General features: G+C 59.4%; 10 protein-coding genes. 5 read left to right on the forward strand and 5 right to left on the reverse strand.

The window, feature by feature from the left end; genetic code table 11:
- Nucleotides 1-54: 54 nt before the first annotated feature.
- The 4 genes from ACOYXJ_RS26625 to ACOYXJ_RS26640 all read right to left on the reverse strand — a co-directional run bounded on the left by ACOYXJ_RS26625 (nucleotide 55) and on the right by ACOYXJ_RS26640 (nucleotide 15,811).
- Nucleotides 55-420 carry a hypothetical protein gene (locus ACOYXJ_RS26625; protein WP_110720912.1) on the reverse strand — a complete coding sequence of 122 codons (366 nt, stop codon included), beginning with the start codon at nucleotides 418-420 and terminating at the stop codon, nucleotides 55-57.
- Nucleotides 421-422: 2 nt separating this feature from the next.
- The gene (locus tag ACOYXJ_RS26630; RefSeq protein WP_460372488.1) at nucleotides 423-13,514 is read right to left on the reverse strand and encodes a two-partner secretion domain-containing protein; all 13,092 of its coding nucleotides are present in this window, start codon (nucleotides 13,512-13,514) and stop codon (nucleotides 423-425) included.
- A 24-nt stretch (nucleotides 13,515-13,538) separates the two neighbouring features.
- The gene (locus ACOYXJ_RS26635; RefSeq protein ID WP_460372490.1) at nucleotides 13,539-15,245 is read right to left on the reverse strand and encodes a ShlB/FhaC/HecB family hemolysin secretion/activation protein; all 1,707 of its coding nucleotides are present in this window, start codon (nucleotides 15,243-15,245) and stop codon (nucleotides 13,539-13,541) included.
- A gap of 116 nt (nucleotides 15,246-15,361) precedes the next feature.
- The gene (locus ACOYXJ_RS26640; protein WP_150795480.1) at nucleotides 15,362-15,811 is read right to left on the reverse strand and encodes a winged helix-turn-helix transcriptional regulator; all 450 of its coding nucleotides are present in this window, start codon (nucleotides 15,809-15,811) and stop codon (nucleotides 15,362-15,364) included.
- A 185-nt stretch (nucleotides 15,812-15,996) separates the two neighbouring features.
- On the opposite strand from ACOYXJ_RS26640, the gene ACOYXJ_RS26645 reads away from it, so the two are divergent.
- The 5 genes from ACOYXJ_RS26645 (at nucleotide 15,997) to argE (ending at nucleotide 20,812) form a co-directional block, all read left to right on the forward strand.
- A complete protein-coding gene (locus ACOYXJ_RS26645) occupies nucleotides 15,997-16,815 on the forward strand; it encodes an alpha/beta fold hydrolase (protein ID WP_460372492.1) in 819 nt (272 codons plus the stop codon).
- Between the two features lie 259 nt (nucleotides 16,816-17,074).
- Nucleotides 17,075-18,394 (forward strand): flavin-containing monooxygenase, encoded by a 1,320-nt coding sequence (locus tag ACOYXJ_RS26650; protein ID WP_460372494.1) that lies wholly within the window; start codon nucleotides 17,075-17,077, stop codon nucleotides 18,392-18,394.
- 58 nt (nucleotides 18,395-18,452) lie between these two features.
- On the forward strand, nucleotides 18,453-18,869 hold the full coding sequence (locus tag ACOYXJ_RS26655) for a RidA family protein (protein WP_007910844.1): 417 nt from the start codon (nucleotides 18,453-18,455) through the stop codon (nucleotides 18,867-18,869).
- A 120-nt stretch (nucleotides 18,870-18,989) separates the two neighbouring features.
- Nucleotides 18,990-19,667: a DUF1028 domain-containing protein gene (locus ACOYXJ_RS26660; protein WP_460372496.1), complete on the forward strand. Its 678-nt coding sequence runs from the start codon at nucleotides 18,990-18,992 to the stop codon at nucleotides 19,665-19,667.
- Nucleotides 19,664-20,812 (forward strand): acetylornithine deacetylase, encoded by a 1,149-nt coding sequence (gene argE / locus ACOYXJ_RS26665; protein WP_460372498.1) that lies wholly within the window; start codon nucleotides 19,664-19,666, stop codon nucleotides 20,810-20,812. The genes ACOYXJ_RS26660 and argE overlap by 4 nt, the downstream gene beginning before the upstream one ends.
- A gap of 18 nt (nucleotides 20,813-20,830) precedes the next feature.
- Here argE and ACOYXJ_RS26670 read toward each other — a convergent pair whose 3' ends face one another.
- Nucleotides 20,831-21,742, reverse strand: coding sequence for a LysR family transcriptional regulator (locus ACOYXJ_RS26670; RefSeq protein ID WP_095120359.1), 912 nt, complete (start codon nucleotides 21,740-21,742; stop codon nucleotides 20,831-20,833).
- Nucleotides 21,743-21,761: the final 19 nt, after the last annotated feature.

The following is a 21,761-nucleotide window of genomic DNA, read 5'->3' on the forward strand; positions in this document are numbered from 1 at the left end:
AAAGACTTAGCGGGCCGACTTATCGAGTTCAATAAACCTGCCCTGCAGCAATCGTTAAATAATGTCTAAAAGCTTTAAGTCCGACTCGACCTGCACAGCATCTTGCTCAGACAACTGTGACATAAGAGACGCTAACCCATGCACCTCAATAATCCCTTTTATATGGTCAACCGAAAAATCAAAAGCGACCTTGGGCTCTCTTCCCGCCGACAACACAAGCCCGGCAGTCTGGAGCATTAGCTTTTCAACTGGAGTAACAAAACTTTCTTCCATCTCATTTAATGCATAGCCGACTTCAAGTTCCCCTTCAACCCAGGAAAAACCTGATTTTTTGTTCTTCCTGATCTTAGTCCTGCAGTAAATGGGATAGTAGTAAAACATTCGCTGCATTATTTCTTTATAACTTAAAATCGCTGACATGATCAGTCTCTCAAAATTCTATGACCATTAGGGTTCGCGATCACATTCACATTGATATTGGGAAAGCGATCCATGAATTGTGCAATAGCATTGCTGCAGCTAGCGCAAACCTTTAGCTCACTAAAAATATCTATCGTCCCGCTGGCGTTTTTATAGCCTCCCAGCATGTCAGAAATATTGTCAAGTATTTTGTATTCAGCATCCGTTTCTCTATCGATAGGGTGACCGCTTGAATTGCTAATTACCTTGGAGTCCAGGTTTCCGCTACCTCTACCTACGAAACCGCTCATGGCATCATCAACCCCACTGTGAGCAGCCATCTTTCCAGGCAGGCCATCAATATGCACGTCTGCAACGGCCACGTTACCTTCGCGTTTGAGATCATTAGGTAGCAGAGCCCTTAGATCTGCAACTTGATCCTGTTTTACTTCCAACCATTTAGGATTAGTAGGTCCCAGGTTTTCGGCCCCGTACAAAATTCTATTGATCTCAACTCTTTGATCGACAGTTGCTGGATGATAAGGGTCACCTTCGACTGTTGGTTTGCCGCCGCTAAATTCTTTCGGCTTGTCCTTTACAACAGCTTCGGCAATCGACTTTTTCGCGGCCTCTTTCTTCGCCAACACCTCTAGAACCGCATCAATAACAACCTTGCCACCTCGAAGCCCGGTCATTGAGAGGATCGCATCATCGATCGCGCTGACCGACAGGATTCCTTTACCTGCGATTGCCGACAAGCGCTCTGCAGCATCCGCCACGTCAGATGCGTAGGAGGATATCTTGGTCAGCTCATTTTCATACTGCGCAGTCTGATCTTTACCAAACTGGCTCCAGTGCTGGTAGACCGCTCCCGGGCCATAAATCCCTACAGCGTTGAACAAGGTAGAGTCGTTGAATTGTGCATCTGTCGCATTGAACGCATAGACCGGTGCACCGTTGGCAATGATCGGTCGACCATCACTCCAGGTCAGCGGGATTTTCTGATTGGACAGCTGGGTGATTGCTGCATACGCATCGCCCATATCTTCGGCGAAATTCCTCGACTCCGGATCATTGCCGACAGCGTTCTGCATGACGCTTTTCAGATGTTCCAGACCGGCCGCATCTACTTCAGCACCCGCGGCGAGCAGCAGCAAATCTTCCCAGCGAGCACCCGACCGCGATGCCCTTTGTGCTTGCAACTCGTCGGCTTTCTTCTTCAGCAACGGGATTTCTTGCTGCTTGTGCAGTTGGCGGTTGAACATATCGACGCCGGATGCACTATTAACTGCAGTGATCGAGCCCGTTGCTCCTCCGCCAGATCCTGCTGCCGCACCAAGACCGGAAGCAATCAAGGTGGCTAACGAATCCTGCTGTTTATCGTTCAGCCCACTCTCTTTCAGCGCCTTGGCAATCATTGGCATCAGAGCCGCAGAGACCCCCGCACCCAAAGCGCCGGCTGCGACGCTGCTGCCCGACAACCCCATCACCGCGCCAACCAGCGCGTGCAACATGACGCGTGCCGCCCCACCTTCGGCCCATGCCGCTCGAGTCACGGCGTCGGTGGCATTGTGTTCTTGCTGCGTGGCGTAATCGCCGATTTTTTTGAACGCATCGTTAGCCGTGGTGTTAGCGACGACCCCGATGGCAGTCGTACCGCCCACGCCTCCCAGGCCCACAGCAATCAAACCTGCCGCGACATCCGCCATGATGCGTTTGTCACCGCCCACCGCCCAACTCGTGTACTCATCGAACGCAGCCTTGCGCTCTTCGTCGGTGGTGGCTGACTTCATTTTGTCAGCAGCCGCTTGCTGCTGGGCGTTGGCCACTTTGCCGATGATGTTTCTCGACAGCGAGACCGTGCTCTGGATCAGATCAATCCGCTCTTGAATGGCTTTTTGATCAGGTTTGTCCAGTGCCTCATTCGCATGCGCCGTATCACGATTCAGACCCACCAGATCATTCACGCCTGCAGCGTTGCGCACGATGATGGTGCCTTCGCTGACGGCACTGCGGGTCTTGCTCTGATCCGAGTCTTCAAGCGCCAGCGGAATGCTGCCGCCGACACTGGTGCCGGACTTGCCGCCATAAGACAGCGAAATGCCGGCCGACTGGGCACTGATATCGCTCGTGTTTTTGATGTCACTGACGAACAGGCGATCAGTGCTGAGCAGGTTCTTGTCCGGTGTCGCTTCACTGGCAATGACCGCGCCTTGCAGGGTCGTATTTTTGCCAACGGTGATGTCGTAACCACCTTGGCCGGCGAACAGACCGCTCTGATCGGTCACGGCCTTGTAGTCGCTGTTCATGTTGCCGGCGGCAAGGCTTGCAGACCCGGTCACCGTTGCGCCATAGCAGAATGGCGGGATACAGATGCTCGCGCCGATACCGGCACTGCCCTGCTTGCTGCTCTGGGTCTCGGTGTCCTGACGCGAGGTGATGTTGAGGTTGCCGTCGATCACAGCCTTGATACTGTCGGCTCGGACTTGTGCACCTGCCAGCGTGGTGTCATTGCCGCTGTGCAAGGAGAGAGAGCCGGTATCCAGGGTCGTATTGACCTGGGTGACCGAGCTGCCGGTGCCTTTGTTTTTGGCTACAGACGCTCCGAGATCAAGGGTAAACCCGTTCTGCTCGCCCAGGTTGAAGCTAGCGCCAATGGCGGTTTTGTTATTACTGCCGTTGTTGGCCCAGTCAGCCGTGTTCTGCGCGCTTTCCAGAATGATGTCGTTCTTGGCGATCAAAGTGGTGTCTGCGGCTTTCACGCTGCTGCCGACAATATGAATATCACCGGCGGTCCCCGGCGCACCGCCATCAGCGATGATCAACAGGTTCTGGCCAGCATTGATCGTGCTTTGTTTCGCTGTCTGACTGTTGTACTCGCTGGTGCTCTTGCTGTGGGTGTTCGCCAGTTCAGTACCGATCTTTATCAACGAACCATTGCTGGCGGAACCCTGTTTCTTGCCATAGTCGGAACCTGCACCTTCGGCGCTTCCCCCCATACCGCCGAGATCGTTCAACGCCATGGCGGCTTGAGCGTATTTGACCGCTTTAAGGCGCGGGTCGTCGGCGTTTTTCGCCGCTTCGACCGAGTTGTGAATGGTATTGACCGTGTCAACGATCATGCCACCAATGACCCGCCCTACTCCCAGGCTACTGGATTTGTCAGTACTGCTTTGACTCGAGCTTTCCATGCCCGCAGCAATGGTCACCTTGGAGCCGATCAGGCTCATGTTCTTGGTGCTGACCAGATCACTGGCGATCACGCTCAGTTCACGACCACTGGAAAGAGTGACGTTGCCAGCACTGGAGCCGATGGTGCTACCGGTCAAAGTGGTCTGGGACGACTGCCCGGTATGGTTCTGACTGCTGACCGACAGATGTTGGTTGCCTGTGATGTCATCGACACCAAGGTTGTTGGCGGTCAATACCCCCGTCAGGTCGCGGTTCTTTTCCTTATGCAATTCATTGCGGGTAAAAGTGTTTTCTGCGGCGTTGATGGTCAAGTCGCGACCGGCCTGCACCTTCAGATCCTGAGTGCTGACCAGCGCTGAGCCGGTAATCGTGACGTCTCGACTGGCCACCACATCGACGGTGTTACCCGAAATCATGCTGCCGACCGCTGTCGTTTGCGTCTCGGACACTTGATCCTTGACCTTGCTCGACTTCAAGCCGCCCCAACTACTTTTGCTGGAGCTGCTTTCATGCCGGACGCTTTGCGAGTCAGTGACAGCAACGATTTGCATGTCGTTGCCTGCAACCAGTTTCACGGCACCTTTATCAGAGGCCACTTCGCTGCCCTTGATGAGCATGTCGTTGTTGGCAACCAGCGTTGTATTGCCCCCCGACGTTACTGAGCTGGCGATATTGGTGGTGCTGGATTCTTCATCAAGACGGCTTTTCTTCCCGGAGGAGGTTTTCTTGGTCTTGCTGTAGAAGCTGTAATCGGTGTCTTGCGCCGATTGCAGCGTAAGATTGGCACCCGCGGTCAGGTAAGCCTCATTCCCGGCGCTGACCCGACTGGCAATCAGGTCCAAGTCTTTACCGGCATTGAGCATGACCGTCCCGCCCGCCGTCAGTGTCGTCGAGACCTGGCTGACATGGTCCTCTTGACTCGTGACCTTTTTGGTCTTGGTATACGAGTGCTCTTCATCCGCCGCCGAGGCCAGGGTCAAGTCGCCCACGGCGCTCATGTCGACATCGCGTTTGGCGTCGATCTGGCTGGCAATGGCGGTGATGTCGCGACCGGCATTAACGATCAGACTCTGACCGGCATCAATGGCCGAACCATATTGCGTAATGGTCTGTTCCGTGTGCAAACCACGTTGGCCGCCGGAGACTTGCTCCGCCGACACGAGGTTGACGTCGCGCCCGGCACTGATCGTGGTGTCTAGGCCGCTTTTCAGCACGCCACCGGTGTTGTTGAAGTCCTGTCCGGCCTTGATGGTCAGATTGTTGGCGGCCTCGATACGCGCAGCACTGTCGACAAAGTCGCTACGCTCACTGCGGTAGCCGCTGTCGCTCTCGTGGGTGGTGACGGTGCGTTCGTTGATGATGTCGCCACGAGTGGCCGTCAACGACACTTCTTTACCGGCAATGACGCCGCCGGATTTATTGACCAGGTTATTGCCGGCCAGCAGATCAAGGCGATTGCCGGCCTCGATCAGGCCGCTGTTGACCAGATCATTGGTGGCGGTGGCCGAAAGGTTGTTGTTGGCCTTCAGGGTACCGACGTTGTTCAGGTCCTGACCAGCAATCAGGGTCACGTCGCTGCCCTGGATCAGGGCGCCGTTCGGGGCCAGGCGATTGTTGGCGTTGGCCAGATACAGCACCGGCACCAGTACTTGTTCGCCGTTGACTTCGGCGGTTTCCATCCAGACGATGTCGTGGGTCAGCGCCGCCACTTGTTCGGATGTCAGGCTGACGCCCACCGCCAGATTGAGCTCGTTTTTGCTGGCGAGCGCGTTGTCCATCAGGTACTTGAACAGCTCGCTGTCAGACGTTTTACCATCGATAAAACGCTGCCCCGTACGGGCAACCACGGCTTGCTGGATCAAGGTCTGTTCGTAAAAGCCGTCGCCCAGACGCTTGGCGCTTTGATCGGGGTCGTAACCGAGGTTGGAAAGCAGGTAGTCCGAGCTCATGAACTGCTTGAGGTCGGTCAGTACCGGGTTGGTCTCAACCAGGTATTTTTGCGGCTTGGACTGGCCACTGCTGACCGGCACGCCCTGCACGCGATTGATCGTGAACGCTGTGGAACGACCCGGCAGCGTCGCGCCGCTGGCGTCCGTCGCCGGGGCGCTGACGTCGATTGCGCTGGCGCCACCGCTCTGCTGCTGGGCCTGACGATCGGCCGGGCTGAGGTTGACGTTGCTGGCTGAGGCCGACGCATTATTGGTCAGCAGAATGTTGCGCGTCTGCACATTCGGCAACGCTTGATCACGCTGGCTCGGATTGACGGCTGCACCGCCCATGGTCCAGCTCTGCGGGCCGGTCGCGACTGGAGCGGTGTTTTCCTGGCCGCTGAGGCGGAACAAACCATTCTGCCCGGTTGGCAGCGCGAAGCCAGGCAACACTACCGGGTTGACCTGCTGCTGCGCCAGGTTCGGTGGCAGTTGCTGATTAACCGTCACACGCGTGGAGAACTGGCTGCCACCCGCCCCGGTGCCGGTGCGCGGACCACTGCCAATATAGGTGTAGCCCGGGCGCACCACGCTGTTATCAATGTTGTTTTGCGCGGTGATGTTGACCGCGCCTGCGGCCTGGATCACCGCTGCATAGCTCTGGTCGCTGCCGGCAATTTTGCGGGTGCTGCCCAGTCCCGGGAATTCCCGTTCGGTCATACCGATGAAGTTGGCGATACCGCCCTGCAGACCACCCAGATTATTGGCGTCGTAGCCGCTGCTTTCATACCAGTACTGGTTGGTGAAGGCGCTTGCCGCGTTGTACCAGGCACCGGCGCCGCGGGTGCGCTCGGACATGTAGATGCGGGTGGTTTCGGTTTCACCGGTTTCCACGCCGCTGTTGGTAAGGTTGGCGACGTTGGCAGTGAAGTTGCCGGCGGTGGCGATGGTGCTGCTCTGGTTAAGCAGATCGCCGCCATTGATGGTCAGGTCACGACCGGCGGTAATACTCGACGCAGCGCTCGCCGCAGTGACCTCGAGCTTTTCGCGTTGCACGATCTCCCACGCATGGTTCTGCTTGCCGCTGCAGTCGCCGGCGTTGACCTCTTCGATACAGGTGACTTCACCGATGCGCGCGGTGTAGATGCCCGCGTTGTTGACCGTGAGTACGTCACGGATGTTCTGGATCGAACTCGCCGCGAGGGTCATGCTGCCGTCGCTTTGCATCGACGCCGAACGGTTGACGATGGAGTTCGCCCACCCGCCCCTGCCATCGCGATCAATCGTCAGATTGCCGAGGCTGTAGACGTTGCCATAGCTGTTGTTCAGATCGGCGACCCGCAGCGACATGTTCTTGCCGCTGAAGATCAGCCCGCTGGCGTTGACCAGGCTACCGGTGGTGAGGGTCAGGTCACCGGCAGCAGCGGTGGTGCCGTAGTTGCGCACGCCGCTGGCATTGATGGTCAGGCCCGCGCCGGAGGTCAGTCGACCGGCGTTATCCAGTTGGCCACCGACATTGATCGTGGTCTGCCCCCCACCGGCGATGCTGGAGGTGGCGGTAGTCAGGCTGACTTGCGCAGCACTCAGACCGAAGTCGCCCTGGCTGGTGAGACGACCGGTGCCCCAATAAGCCGAGCTCAAGCCGACATTCATGCTGCCATCACTGGCCAGCAACCCTTCGTTGTTCCAGTTGACGCCGTTACCGGTGAAGCTGTTGGAGGCCAGCAACTGCCCGCTGGCGGTCTGGGTCAGGTTGTTGACGTTGACGGTCAGGCGTCCGGCCTGAATCGAGCTGCTGTTGGTCCAGGTGTCAGTGCTGATGGTCAAACCGCCACGGGTCACCAGCGTGCCGCCAGCGTTGATCACGTTGTTGGTGGAGATGTCGAAGGTGCCCGTGCCGACATGCAACAGACTGCCACCGGCATTGAGGAAACCAGCGGCGCCGAGCGTGAGGTCGGTGTTGGCGGTTTCCAGCGTACCGTTGCGGTTGTCGAACAGACCACCAATCTGAAAAGCGGTTTTGCCGCTGGTGCCCAGCGCACGCAACTGACCCGTCTGGTTGTCGAGGCTCGCCGCCTTGATCGCCAGGGTGCTGTCGCTCTCGATGATGCCCAGACGGTTGTTCAGTGCACCGCTCAGATTAAGATCGATCTGCTGACCGGCAATCTGACCGTCGTTGTCGCCGCTGTTGTCGAAGTTGTTGCCGGTGACGTTGATTTTGCCTTTGGCGTAGAGCCCGCCATTGCGGTTATCGAAGTTGCCGGTGACGACGATGGCGTCGCCGCTTTGCGCGGAGATTCGTCCACCGTAGTTGTCAATCGACATCAACGCATTGAGGTTCAGGCGCTGGGCCTGGATCACGCCGCCCTGACGATTATTGTTCAGGTCGTAGCCATTTTTCAGCACACCGCTCAGACGTGCAGTAAACGCAGCTTGCAAGCTGGCGAGTACACCGCCACGGCTGTCGAGGTCCCCGGCGTCAATGGTCAGGTCGCCGTTGGTGGCGATGATCCGACCACTCTGGTTATCGATGTCGCCAGCAGTGACAACGCTCAGTGCGCCCTGGCTTTGCACGGTGCCTTTGCCATTGGCGAGGCTGGCGGCCTGCAGTTGTACGTCGCCCGTCTGACTGTAAATCAAGCCATCGGTGCTGTTCTGGATGGCGCCCGGTGTAGTGATCGTCAGCAGACCGTTGGCGGCAACAGTGCCGCGATTACGGTTGTCGAGGCCACCGCTCAGCAGGGTCATCAGGCCCTGACTGACCAATTGCCCGCCCTGGTTGTTGATCTGGGTCGAGCGCTGCAGCAACAGCGCGCCACCACTGGCCAGTTTGCCGTTGGCGTTGGTCAGGGCACCGAGCAGATCAAGGGTCACTGCGGCGCTACCGACAAGACTGCCACTGGTGTTATCCAGCGTGGTCCCGGTGAAGCTCAGGTCCTGTTTGGCATTGACGGTGCCGCCAGCGTTGCCCAGGGTAATGGCTTGCATTGCCAGGGTCGCATCGGTGGCAATCAAACCACCCGCAGCGTTGTTCAGCAGACCACTGACGGTAAGGGTTTGCGCACCGCCGCTGGAGAGTACGCCGCCGTTGCTGTTGTCCAGATTCGCGGCATTGACGCTAAGGTTTTTCTGGGTGACCAGTGCGCCCTTGCCGCTATTGAGCAAGTCCCCGCTCAAGGTCACGTTGAGGTTGCCGTCAGCGCTTGAAAGTGTGCCGATGTTGCGGTTGTCGAGGCTGGCCGCGTTGACGGTCAGGCCTTGCAAGCCGGAGATCAGACCGTTCTGGTTGATCACGGCGCCAGCGTTGACGTTCAGCACATTATTGCTGATCAGCTTGCCGCCGCTGTTATCGAAGCTGCGAGTATTCAGGTCGATGCTTTGGCTGCTGGAGATCTTGCCGTTGCGGTTGCTCAGGTCGCGCAGGTGCTGGAGGCTCAGTTGGCCTTCGGTGGTGATCAGGCCGCCGTCGTTGTTCAGGTCAGCGCTCGCTGCACCAAAATCGATGGCGATAGCGCTGCCCAGCAGAGAACCGTTCTGGTTGTTCAAGCCGTTACTGTTGATGGTCAGGCCACTAGTGGCGTTGATCAATCCCAGGTTCTGATTAGTGAGCAAACCATCGAGATTCAGATCAAGGTTTGCGCGGCTGGTCACGGTACCGCCGCTGTTGTCCAGGCTGGCGGCTTTGATGTCCAGCGCGGCGGCGGCAATCATGCCTTTGAGGTTGCTCAGCGCCTGGTCGATGCGCAGCGTCACCGCCTGATTGCTGAGCAATTGGCCGTTGCTGTTATCGAGACTGCGTGCGGTCACGGTGAACGCTTGGGCACTGGAGATTTCGCCACCGGCGTTATTGACGTCCTCAAGGTGTTTCAGCATCAGCAACGGTGCGCCGATCAGGCCGTTCTGGTTATTCAATTGACCGTGATTGAGGTCCAGTTCCAGCGACGTATTGCTGAACAGCTGACCGCCCTGCTGATCCAGACCGGTGACGTTGGCGGTCAGGGCAGCGGCGCTGGCAATCCGGCCGCCGTCCTGGTTGGTCAATTGGGTGGCTTTCAGGTCAAGCGTGTCGCCGCTGTTCAACTTGCCGTTGTGGCTGTTATCCAGCGCACCGGTCTGCACTCGCACCGGGCCTTTGCCGCTGATGACGCCGTTTTTGCTGTTATCGAGGCTGGCACTGTTGAGGGTCAGGCTGGCGTCGGTAACGATCAGCCCTTCCCGGTTGAGCACCACGCCGGCGGTGGTCAACGTCAGCGGCCCGCCCACGGACAGGCTGCCGAGGTTGTTGATCAGGCTGGCGGCGTTGACGACAAGCGTGCCTTCAGCGCTGATCAGGCCCTGGCTGTTGTTCAGATCACCGGTGAGGTCGAGTTGCAGATCGTGCTGGCTCAACAGCGTACCCGTGCTGCTGTCGAGGCTGTGCCCGGTCAACCTCAGGCCGGTCTTGCCCGACAACAGGCCTTTGGCCCGGTTGAGCACTTCATCGACGGTCAGGCTCAATGCGCCCTGTGCAACCAGTTTGCCGCCGTCACTGTTGTCCAGACGGCTGCCCACCAGCGTCACGTCGCCCTGGCTGGACAGCTCGCCGCCACGGTTGTCGACGGCATCGACCTTCAGTTGCAACGCGTCGTTGGCGCCGACGAGGCCGCCGTTGCGGTTGTCGAGGCTGGCGCCGGTCAGCGTCAGACTGCTGCTGGCGACCAACTCACCGTGCTGGTTGTTGAGGTTGGCGACATTGGCGATGACATCGGTTTTACCGGCGATCTGGCCGTCGCTGTTGTCCACGCTGTCAGCGCTCAGATTCAGCTCACCATCAGCGATCAATGTGCCGCTCTGGTTGAGCAGTTGACCGTCCACTGTCACCCCGAGGGTGCCACGGCTGGAGATCATGCCACCGCTGTTATCCAGGCGGACGCTGCTGATATCGACGGTTTGTGCGGAGATCATGCCTTTGACACTGGCCAGCAGTTGCTCGATGCGCAGGGTCAGGCCCTGATTGCTGATGAGCTTGCCGTTGTTGCTGTTATCAAGGTTTTGCGCGATCAGTGTGAACGCCTGGCCGCTGGAGATCTCACCGCCCTGGTTGTTGATGTCCTTGAGGTTTTTCAGCACCAGCACGGGGGCGTTGATCAGACCGTTCTGGTTGTTCAACTGGCCGTGATTGAGGTCGAGACTCAGGGCGGTTTTGCTGAACAACTGGCCGCCCTGCTGATCGAACCCGGTGACCGTAGCGGTCAGCGCCTTTTCGCTGGCGATCCGGCTGCCGACACCGTTGCTCACCTGCGTGGCGTTGAGGTTCAGGGTGTCGCCGCTGATCAAGCTGCCGCCCGCGGTATTGTCGAAGACACCAGTGGTGACAGCGGTGGCATTTTTGCCACTGATCAAGCCCTTCTGGCGGTTATCAAGACGTTGCGTGTTGAGGACCAGGCCTTTGTCGGTGGCGATCGAGCCGGCCTGATTGTTCAGGCTGCCCGTCGTGGTCAACGTGAGGGCACTGGCACTCGACACATGACCGCGAGTGTTGTCGAGACTGGCCGAATTGACGGTCAGTTTGCCTTCACTGCTGATCAGGCCTTCGATGTTGCTCAGGGCATTGTCGAGGCGAATATCCACACCTTGCTGGCTGACGAAGCTGCCACCGCTGTTGTCCAGCGTCTGCCCGAGCAGCGTTGTGGCGTCCTGGCTGAACAACTGTCCCTTGGCCTGGTTGATGATGCGGGCCACGGTCAGGCCCAAGGTGGTTCCGGCGAGAATCTTGCCGCTGTCACTGTTGTTCAGGCTTTGCCCTGCAACCGTGACATCGACCGCGCTGGAGATTTCGCCACCGCGGTTGTCGATATCGTCGACCTTCAGTTGCAGCGCTTTTGTGGCGCCTACCAGACCGGCGTTACGGTTATCGAGCGCCTGCCCTGTGAGCAGCAAAGTCCCTTGAGCGACCAGTTCACCACCCTGGTTGACGAACTGCGCGACGTTGGCCGTCAGATCGGTTTTGCTGGCAATGCGCCCGGTGCTGTTATCGATACGCGTGACACCGAGAATCATCGGTCCGGCCGCACTGAGCAAGCCGCCGCGGTTATCCAGTTGGCTGCCGCTGAGGTTGACGGCAGCCTGACCATCGAGCAGGCCTTTCTGCCGGTTGTCGAGTGTGCCGACCGTCAGTTGCAGATCCTTGGTCGCGCGAACTTTGCCACCACGGTTGTCCAGCGAGTCGCTGCGCAGGGTCAAACGGTCTTTGCTCACCACGCTGCCGCTGCGGTTGTCGAGACTGGCGCTCTGCAAGTCCACCATGCCTTTGCCGCTGACATCACCGTTCTGGTTGTCGAACAGACCGCTGATGCGCGCGGTCAGGCTGCCGTCACTGACGAGGCTGCCTTCGTGGCTATTGTCCAGGCTGGCGGCGGTAATGCTGACGTTCACACCAGAGCCCAACACACCGTTGCGGTTGTTCAGCGCACCGATCAAACCGATGTTCAGCGCAACGTCACCGGTGACCTGGCCGTCGCTGTTGTCGAGGGTGACCGCGTTGATAGCGAGGCTACCCGCAGTGGAAATCTCGCCATCGTGGTTGTTCAGCTCGCCGATATCGGCCTTCAGATTGCCACTGCTGGTAATCACGCCCTGCGTATTGAGAACTTTACCGGCGCTCAGTTGCACGGCGGTGTTAGCGAGCACGCGGCCCTTGTTCTGGTTGTCCAGCGTGCCGGCAACGATGTCGACGGATTGCCCGGCGGTCAAAGAGCCACCCTGGTTGTTCAGGGTTTGCGTTACGTTCGCCGTCACGTTACGACTGGCGATCACGCTTTTGCCGCTGTTGTTGAGGTTCTGCGCACGCAGGATCACGTCGCCTGTGCCATTGCGGCTGTTGTCCGCGTTGACCCCGGCTTCGATGATGCTGTTGTTGGTCAGTGTGCCGCCGGCGCTGAGGTTGATGCTGTCGCGCGCGGCGAGGTTTTGCAGGCTGGTCAGATCACCTTGAGTTTGCACATTCAACGCGCTGCCGGCGTAAACCGGACCTTGCGCCTGAAGGCTCGTGGCTTTGATGTTGACGGCCATGGCCGCAGAGGTCTGCGCCAGGGTCAATTGGCCGTTGGCATCAATCTGGATATCACCACCACTGGCGGCCAGATTGCCGGCCAGTTTCACCCCGACCCCGGCCTCGGTGCCGACCAGTTTGATCGCGCCAGCGTACATGCCGCCGAGCGCCGAGGAGTCGATGGCCAATTGCGGTTTGGCGCTGCCGTCATCGGCGCGCGCCGTAGCGTTGAGGGTTTGTGCGTTGACGTCATTGCGCCCGGCAACGATGGTCAGGTTCTGTGCCTGAATCTCGGCATTGATCTTCGCGCTGCGAGTGATGATTTCGAAGCGATCGACATTGTTCGCGTTGAGCCCCGCGCCTTCGATGGCGACGCTGCCCTGATCGACCTGGAAGCGATCGAGCCGACCGTTGTCGAGCACCGGTTTACCGGTGGTCAAGGTCACGCGTGGCGAGTTGATGAAACCGCAGCCATTACAGGTGATGCCGTAGGGGTTGGCGACGATGACCCGCGCCGACTGCCCCGCCACTTCGGTATAACCGCGCAACTGGCTTGGGTTACCACTGACGACTTCGTTGAGAATCGCCTGCGCCGACCCGCTGTTTTTCAGGTTCGGGTTACCGATGATGTGGCCGCCCAACTGGGTACTCGACGTCTGGGTCGCACCGTTGTTGAGGATGACGCCCTGCGCACCAACGTTGTAGTCGTGGAACTGGTTGTGCGACAGGCCGCTGGCATTGGGCGTGGCAATGTTGATGATCGGCACGCCGTTGCCGGCGCGGTCCAGCGAGGTATTGGGGTTGGCCACGACGATGCCGTCGGCCTGCGCCCACATCGGTTGCCAGAACATGACGTTCGCCAGCAGAAACGCCAGCCCGCGCTTGGGCATGCCCAGAAAGCGCTCGTGCTCTTTCACGGCCGCCGAAGGTTGGAGCGCAAGAAAGGCGAACTGACGAACGTCCATGTCGATGATCTCGAAAAGTTGTTTTTAGATGAAGAAATCAATGCGGAAGTAGATCGGTGCTTCGCGCTCGGTCAGCGCGTCCGGCCGTTCCAGGGAATGGGCAAAGGTCACGCTGGCAGCCACGTGCTGACCACGGGCGAACAGCTCCAGCGAGTTGCTCGACATGCGCCCATGCTGATTGCCGTTGTAGCGATCACCACGGATCACGCCCTGGTCGTAGCCCAGGCTGGTGCCGTATTCGGCGAACACCGGTTGCAGCCATTCGGCGGTCACCGGGCGCGCCCAGCGCAGATCGTTGCGCCAGTAGCCACCGCTGTCGCCGGATAGCGACTGATCCTTGTAACCACGAATCGACGACGATCCGCCGAGGCTGGTGCGCTGCGGGCTAAACAGCACATCTTCACTGCGCTGACCGGTCATCAGGCTGCTGAAACTGAACGATTCGCCCCACACCTTGAACGGTTGCAGGTAGCTCAAGGTCGCGGTGTATTTGCGGTAGCGGGCATCCGGTTCACCCGGACCAGGGTCGTGGCTACCCTGCGCGTCGAACGCACCGATGCCTTCCTGCATGCCGGCATCGAAGTTGACGAAGGCGCTGCCGATTCGACGACCATGGTTGATGCCGAACTGCGCTTCGCTGATGCGGTTGCTGCTCAGCTTGAGCTTGCTGTCTTCGATGAAGTTATTGGTGCGCAGGTACGACAGGCCGGCGCTGAGGGACGTCTTGCTGACGGCATCGCGGTGGATCACCCGCTCGGCGCGCAACTGATGGTTTTCGCTGTCGCCGGTCTGTTTGAAGTTGTAGCCATTGGCGGCGATTTGCGAGCGGTACTCGCTCTGGCTGTAGGTGTAGGTGAAATTCCACCAGCCCCACGGCAGGTTGTAATTGAGCATGGCGTTGTTGGAGGTGTGCTGGTGGTCGGTCATTGCATCGTGACCGCCGCGCAGGCTCAACTGATCGGCCAGGCCGAGCGGGCTGTCCCAATCAAACGTGGTGCCCCACTGCTGCTCGCCGGTGCTGCGCTGGCCGTCGTTACTGCGTGACAGGCCGGCACGCCATGGTTTTTGCGGCGTGTTGGTGACCAGCACCTCGCTGCCACCGACGTTCTGGCCGGGCGCTAGCTCCATTTTTGCCTGATTCGATGGCAGGCGGTTGAGCTGATCGACCATTTGCTCGATCTCGCGCAGGTTGACCAAATCACCGGTTTTGCCGGGAAAGGCCATGGCCAGTTCGCGTTCCGAAAGCTTGCTGTTCTCGGCACCCTTCATACCTTCGAGCTTGCCTTCGACCACCAATACTTTCAGGTGGCCGCCAGACAGGTCCTGTTGTGGCAAGTAGGCGCGACTGGTGACCAGGCCCTTTTCGATGTAGTAATCGGTGATGACTTTGAGCAACTCATTGAGCTGCGGTACACCAAGGCACTCCCCGATGTAGGGTTTGAGCAGAGTGTTCTTGTCGCGCTCGGAGAGACTTTCAGCGCCTTTGAGCTCAATGTCCTTGATCGGAAAACAACGGGTGTCCGTGGGAGCGACCGGTTGCGCAGGCGCGGCTTTTTTCCCAGGTAAATCCTTAAGCTCCTCAAGGCGCCGCTGCTGCTCTTCGAGCAGGCGATTCTGGCGTTCGCGGATCAGGTCGGTTTCACCGGGAGTAGGTGCAGCGTAGGCAGCTTGAAACGCAGACAGGCACAGTAAAGCCATGCACAACCGCGCCGCAAGGGCGGGTGAGGACATGTTCGATCCCTCGAGACGGAGTTTGATATCAAAATAGTGGCGCGATACTAGATGGCCATCATTTTGACGTCAAACCTAAGTTTCTACCGTTCGTCGGGGTTATTTGCGAGTTAGTCTCAGTGCGCTACGCCCATTCGAGTCGCCACCTCGCCAGGCACCAGCAGGCGACCGTCTGCAGACCGCAGTTCCAGCGTGCGAATCGGCTGACGGTTCTTCGCATCGACCATCACCGAACCCGGCTCACCCGGCGCATACATGAATTCACCGCCCCACTGCGACAGCGCGACGATCACCGTCTGCAAGGCTTTGCCGCGCTCAGTCAGCACGTATTCCTTATACGCGCCGCCATCGGCCGCAGGCAGCGTTTGCAGGATTCCCTGCTCCACCAGGCCTTTGAGGCGCGCGCTGAGCATGTTCTTCGCGATATCCAGACTCTTCTGAAAATCATTGAAGCGGCTAATCCCGTCTAGCGCGTCACGAATGATCAGCAGCGACCACCAGTCGCCGATCAGGTCCAGCGTCCGGGCCACCGGGCAGGCATTGCCCTGCAAGCTTTTGCGTTTCACGTAGGAGTACTCCATGCATTCGTCGATTGGCCTCGCGGCTCACAGTTGCATCATACAACTCCAAACACGTTCACGACTGGACCGACGCAAAACCAGCACCTGCATACAAGTAGCCGGAGCGCTTTGCGCTGATAGTGAATGTCGCCATTTCGGCATCACGCGCGATCCCTGACGCAGGAGTTTCCATGAGCACCTTCACCACGCAAGACGGTACCGAGATCTACTACAAGGATTGGGGCAGCGGTAAACCCGTGCTGTTCAGCCATGGCTGGCCGCTGGATGCCGACATGTGGGAATACCAGATGGAATACCTGAGCAGCCGTGGCTATCGCACCATTGCCTTTGATCGCCGTGGTTTCGGCCGTTCCGATCAGCCGTGGACCGGGTATGACTACGACACTTTCGCCGATGACATCGCGCAACTGATCAACCATCTGGACCTGCGCGAGGTGACGCTGGTGGGCTTTTCCATGGGTGGCGGCGATGTCAGCCGTTACATCGCTCGTCATGGCAGCGAACGCGTTGCCGGTGTGGTATTGCTGGGCGCGGTGACGCCGTTGTTCGGCAAGAAAGCCGATTTCCCGCAAGGTGTCGACACCTCGGTGTTCGACGGCATCAAGGCTGGCTTGTTGAAGGATCGTGCGCAGTTCATCGCCGATTTCGCCGCGCCGTTCTATGGCACCAATCAAGGCCAGAAAGTCTCTGACGGCGTGCTCGCGCAAACACTCAACATTGCGCTGCTGGCCTCGCTCAAGGGCACCGTGGATTGCGTGACCGCGTTCTCGGAAACCGACTTCCGCCCGGACATGGCCAAGATCGATGTACCGACACTGGTGATCCATGGCGACGGCGACCAGATCGTGCCGTTTGAAACCACCGGCAAGCAGGCGGCGGCGCAGATCAAGGGCGCCGAACTGAAGGTTTATGCAGGTGCGCCACATGGCTTTGTGGTGACGCACGCGCAGGCCTTGAATGAGGACTTGCTGGCGTTTCTGAATCGTTGAAACCGGCGCAGTGGTGAGGGGAAGATTCTGCTCACCACTGCACGTTACGCCAACGGTTTTTTTATCTCCCAACCCCACAGCCGATTCTCTGCAACCCCTGTGTTTCAAGGGTTTCCAAGCGCTGCATCAGATTTTTATCTTCACATCCCAGCTTAATAATATTTTACCGAAATCCCCCTCCTCCCTAGTCTGACCGCAAGCCAAACGGACAAGCCAACAGCGGCCCGAATCCCACTGCCTTGCTAGGAAGGATGTAGAGATGACCACTGCAATAATAAAAACAGACACGCTGATCGTGGGTGCTGGCCAGGCAGGCGTCGCCATGAGCGAACACCTGAGCAAACTCGGTGTGCCGCACCTCGTGCTGGAGCGCAATCGCATTGCCGAACGCTGGCGCACCGGGCGCTGGGACTCGCTGGTTGCCAACGGCCCGGCGTGGCACGACCGCTTCCCCGGCCTGGAATTCGATGACGTCGATCCCGACGGCTTCGCCCCGAAAGAGCGCGTGGCGGATTACTTCGAAGCCTATGCAAAGAAATTCAATGCGCCGATCCGCACCGGCGTTGAAGTGAACAGCGTGGTGCGCAATGTCGGGCGCCCGGGTTTCACCGTCGAGACCTCCGAAGGCGTGATCGAAGCCAGTCGTGTGGTCGCTGCGACCGGGCCGTTTCAGAAACCGGTGATTCCGGCGATTGCCCCGCAAGACGAACGTCTGTTGCAGATCCACTCCGCTGATTACCGCAACCCGCAGCAACTGCCGGCAGGCGCAGTGCTGGTGGTCGGTGCCGGTTCTTCCGGCGTGCAGATTGCCGATGAGCTGCAACGTTCCGGCAAGCAGGTTTACCTGTCGGTCGGCGCCCATGACCGCCCGCCTCGCGCCTATCGCAACCGGGATTTCTGCTGGTGGCTGGGCGTGCTCGGCGAGTGGGATCAAGCAGCGATGAAACCCGGTCGTGAGCATGTGACCATCGCAGTTAGCGGCGCCCATGGCGGGCGCACCATCGATTTCCGTGGTCTGGCCCATCGCGGCATGACCCTGGTTGGCGTCACCGAATCGTTCAATAACGGCGTGGTGACCTTCAAGCAGGACCTGGTCGGCAACCTCACTCGCGGCGACGAGAATTATCTGGCGTTGCTCGATGCCGCCGATGCCTATATCGAGCGCAACGGCCTCGATCTGCCGGAAGAACCTGAAGCGCGCGAAACCTATCCGGACCCCGAGTGCGTGAAAAATCCGCTGGCCGATCTGGATCTGGCCAAGGCCGGTATCACGTCGATCATCTGGGCCACCGGGTTCGCCGTGGATTATTCCTGGCTGCAAGTCGCGACGTTCGATGACAAGGGCAAGCCTGTGCATCAGCGCGGCGTGTCGAGCGAACCGGGTGTGTATTTCCTCGGTCTGCCGTGGCAGTCGCGCCGGGGTTCGTCGTTTATCTGGGGCGTGTGGCACGACGCCAAACACGTCGCCGATCACATCGCCACCCAGCGCAAGTACCTCGACTACCGCGATGCCGAACAACGTGAAGCCGCACTGCATTCGAGCAGCCACAACAAAGCCGCCGATACCGTCGACGCTTGATGTCTCTTTTCGCGCCGGCGCCGATTGCGCCGGGGCGCACCATCTTCAGGAGTTTCACATGAGTCAGCCCACCCACACTCGCATCCGCATGTTCAACACCAAAGACACCTACCCGAACCAGACCCTGGACAATGACCTGTGCCAGGCCGTGCGCGCCGGTAACACCGTATATGTCCGTGGACAGGTCGGCACGGATTTCGACGGCAATCTGGTCGGTCTGGGTGACCCGCGCGCGCAGGCCGAACAGGCCATGCGCAACGTCAAGCAACTGCTCGAAGAAGCCGGCAGCGACATGAGCCACATCGTCAAGACCACGACTTATTTGATCGACCCGCGTTATCGCGAAGCGGTGTATGGCGAAGTCGGCAAGTGGCTCAAGGGTGTTTTCCCGATTTCCACCGGGCTGGTGGTGTCGGCGCTGGGGCAGCCGCAGTGGCTGATGGAGATTGATGTGATTGCGGTGATTCCTGAGTAAGGCATCACACCGAGTCGCGGCCATCGCGAGCAGGCGAAGGCCTACATTTGAAATGCGTTCCCCTGTAGGAGTGAGCCTGCTCGCGATGAGGCCAGCCCAGACACACAAGGAGTTCATTAGATGACATTTTCAATCACAGCCCGCTGCGCCGAAACCGGCCAGTTCGGTGTCGCCATCAGTTCCTCCAGCATCGCCGTCGGTGCGCGCTGCCCGTGGCTGCTGCCCGGCGTTGGCGCGGTGTCGAGCCAGAACATCACCCTGCCGTCCCTCGGCCCGGAAGTCCTCGCTTTGATGGAACAAGGCCTGGCACCCGACGATGCGCTGGACAAAGTCCTCACCCGCAACGGCTACAGCCAGTACCGCCAGATCACCGCGATCAACCACCTCGGCCAGACCGCACATTTCAGCGGTGCGCAAACCCTCGGTGTGCACAACGCCGTCAGCGGCGAGCAGTGCGTCGCCGCCGGCAACATGCTCGCCGGGCGTTCGGTGATCGAAGCCATGGTCAGCGCCTTCGAGGACGGCGAAGGTCAACTCGCTGATCGCCTGCTCAAAGCCCTGCACGCCGCGCAAGCGCTCGGTGGCGAAGCCGGCCCGGTGCATTCGGCCGCCGTCGTGGTGGTCGGCGAGCAGACCTGGCCGATCGTCAACCTGCGCGTCGACTGGGCCGACGAAAACCCGATCGGCCAGTTGCAACAACTCTGGGACGCCTACCAGCCGCAGCTTCAGGACTACATCGACCGCGCCCTCGACCCGGCCAAAGCGCCGGGCTATGGGGTGGCCGGGGATGACCGATGAACAGCGTCGAGTTGCTCAAGGCGCTGGTGGCGTTCGATACCACCAGCCGCGAATCCAACCTGCAACTGATCGAATTCGTTCGCGATTATCTTGCCGGTTTCGACGTACCGTGCGCGCTGATCTACAACGATGAGCGCAGCAAAGCCAACCTGTTCGCCACGATCGGCCCGGTGGATCAACCGGGCATTGTGCTGTCCGGGCACACCGATGTAGTGCCGGTCGATGGCCAGCCGTGGACGCTGCCGCCGTTCGCACTGAGCGAGCGCGACGGCAAACTGTTCGGCCGCGGTACGGCGGACATGAAAGGCTATATTGCCTGCGTGCTGGCGTTGGTGCCGGCGCTGGTGCAGGCGTCGTTGCGCCTGCCGGTGCACATTGCCCTGTCTTACGACGAAGAGGTCGGCTGCCTCGGCGTGCGTTCGCTGCTCGAGGTCTTGCAGCAGCGTCCAGTCAAACCGCTGCTGTGCATCATCGGCGAGCCGACCGAACTGAAACCGGTGCTTGGTCACAAGGGCAAACTGGCGATGCGCTGCGATGTGCACGGCCATCCGTGTCATTCGGCCTATGCGCCGCTCGGCGTCAATGCGATTGAATACGCCGCCGAACTGATCGCTGAGCTTGGTCGCCTCGGGCAGCAACTGAAAGCGCCGGAGCATCACGATGCGCGCTTCGACCCGCCCTACAGCACGGTGCAAACCGGTGTGATCAGCGGCGGCAAGGCGTTGAACATCGTGCCTGCCGACTGTCGTTTCGATTTCGAAATCCGCGCCCTGCCCTCGCAGGATCCGGCCCTCGTCGCCCAAGCACTGAAAGCCTACGCCGAACATGAAGTGCTGCCGCGCATGCGTGCGGTCAATGCGCAAAGCGAAATCCGCTTCAGCGAATTATCAGCCTATCCGGGGTTGGTCACCGATGCGCAGAGCCAGGCCGCCGAGCTGATTGCGGCGTTCTGCGGTTCAACGGATTTCGCCACGGTGGCGTTCGGCACGGAAGGCGGACTGTTTGATGCGGCGGGTATCCCGACCGTGGTCTGCGGGCCCGGCAGCATGGATCAGGGCCACAAACCCGATGAGTTTGTCAGCCTCGATCAACTGAAGGCCTGCGACGAAATGCTCCAACGAGTGCTGACATTCATCAGCGATTGAACCGTGGCTCGACTGCTCTCAAGCGTACAGTCGGGCCAGTTCCTCACGACAATGGTCGACAAACAACTGCACCGGTTTGGTCAGTTGCACCCGCCGCAGCCAGGCTGCCGACAATCCCGACCCGGTCACGGTTTCCGCCAGCGGCACGCAGACGACTTTCTGGCCGTCGTAGGTGTAGTCGCTGAACGGTTTGGTGACCAGAATCGAAAAGCCGAAACCGCGCCCGACCATGCCGCGCACCATCTCGATTGATGGGGAGCTGAACACAATGTGCGGGGTCAACCCGCGCTCCTCGAAAATGCTCACGAAGTAGGTTCGGCTCGGCACCACGTCGAGCAGAATCATGGGTTCCAGCACCAGATCATGCAGCGAGACTTTCGCCTGTTGCGCAAAGCGGTGATCCGCCGGGAGCAAGGCGTAAGGCTGCTGCGCGGGCATCAGCGGCGTGGTTTCAATCGTGCTATCGAGATCGTGCTCGAACAGCATCGCCAGGTCGATGCTGCCGGCGGTCAGCGCCTGCACCAGCTCTTGCTGCTCACCGTCGCGAATGCGGATTTCCACCCCCGGCCAGCGTTCCTTGAAACCGGCGATCAGGCGCGGCAGGTACAGCGGCGCGACAGTTTCAAAACAGCCGATATCGATTTGCCCGGCTACCACATCGTTATCGGCCAGAGCGTTCTGTTCGAATTCGTGGGCAACGCGTAACAGCTCCAGCGCCTTGCGGTAGAAGCGTGAGCCGCTGGGCGTCAGCGATACACCCTGGGCGTGATGCCGGATGAACAGCTGCACGCCGAAACTTTCTTCCAGGTGCTTGATCGCCGTGGAGACCGACGGCTGCGCGATGTAGAGCTTGCGCGACGCTTCGGCGACGCTGCCGCAGTCAGCGGTGGTGACGAAGTATTTGAGCTGGCGCAGGTTGTAGGCGGCCATGGGAATCTCCAGAAAATCA

It is taken from the genome of Pseudomonas sp. Tul2A7, from assembly GCF_054790505.1.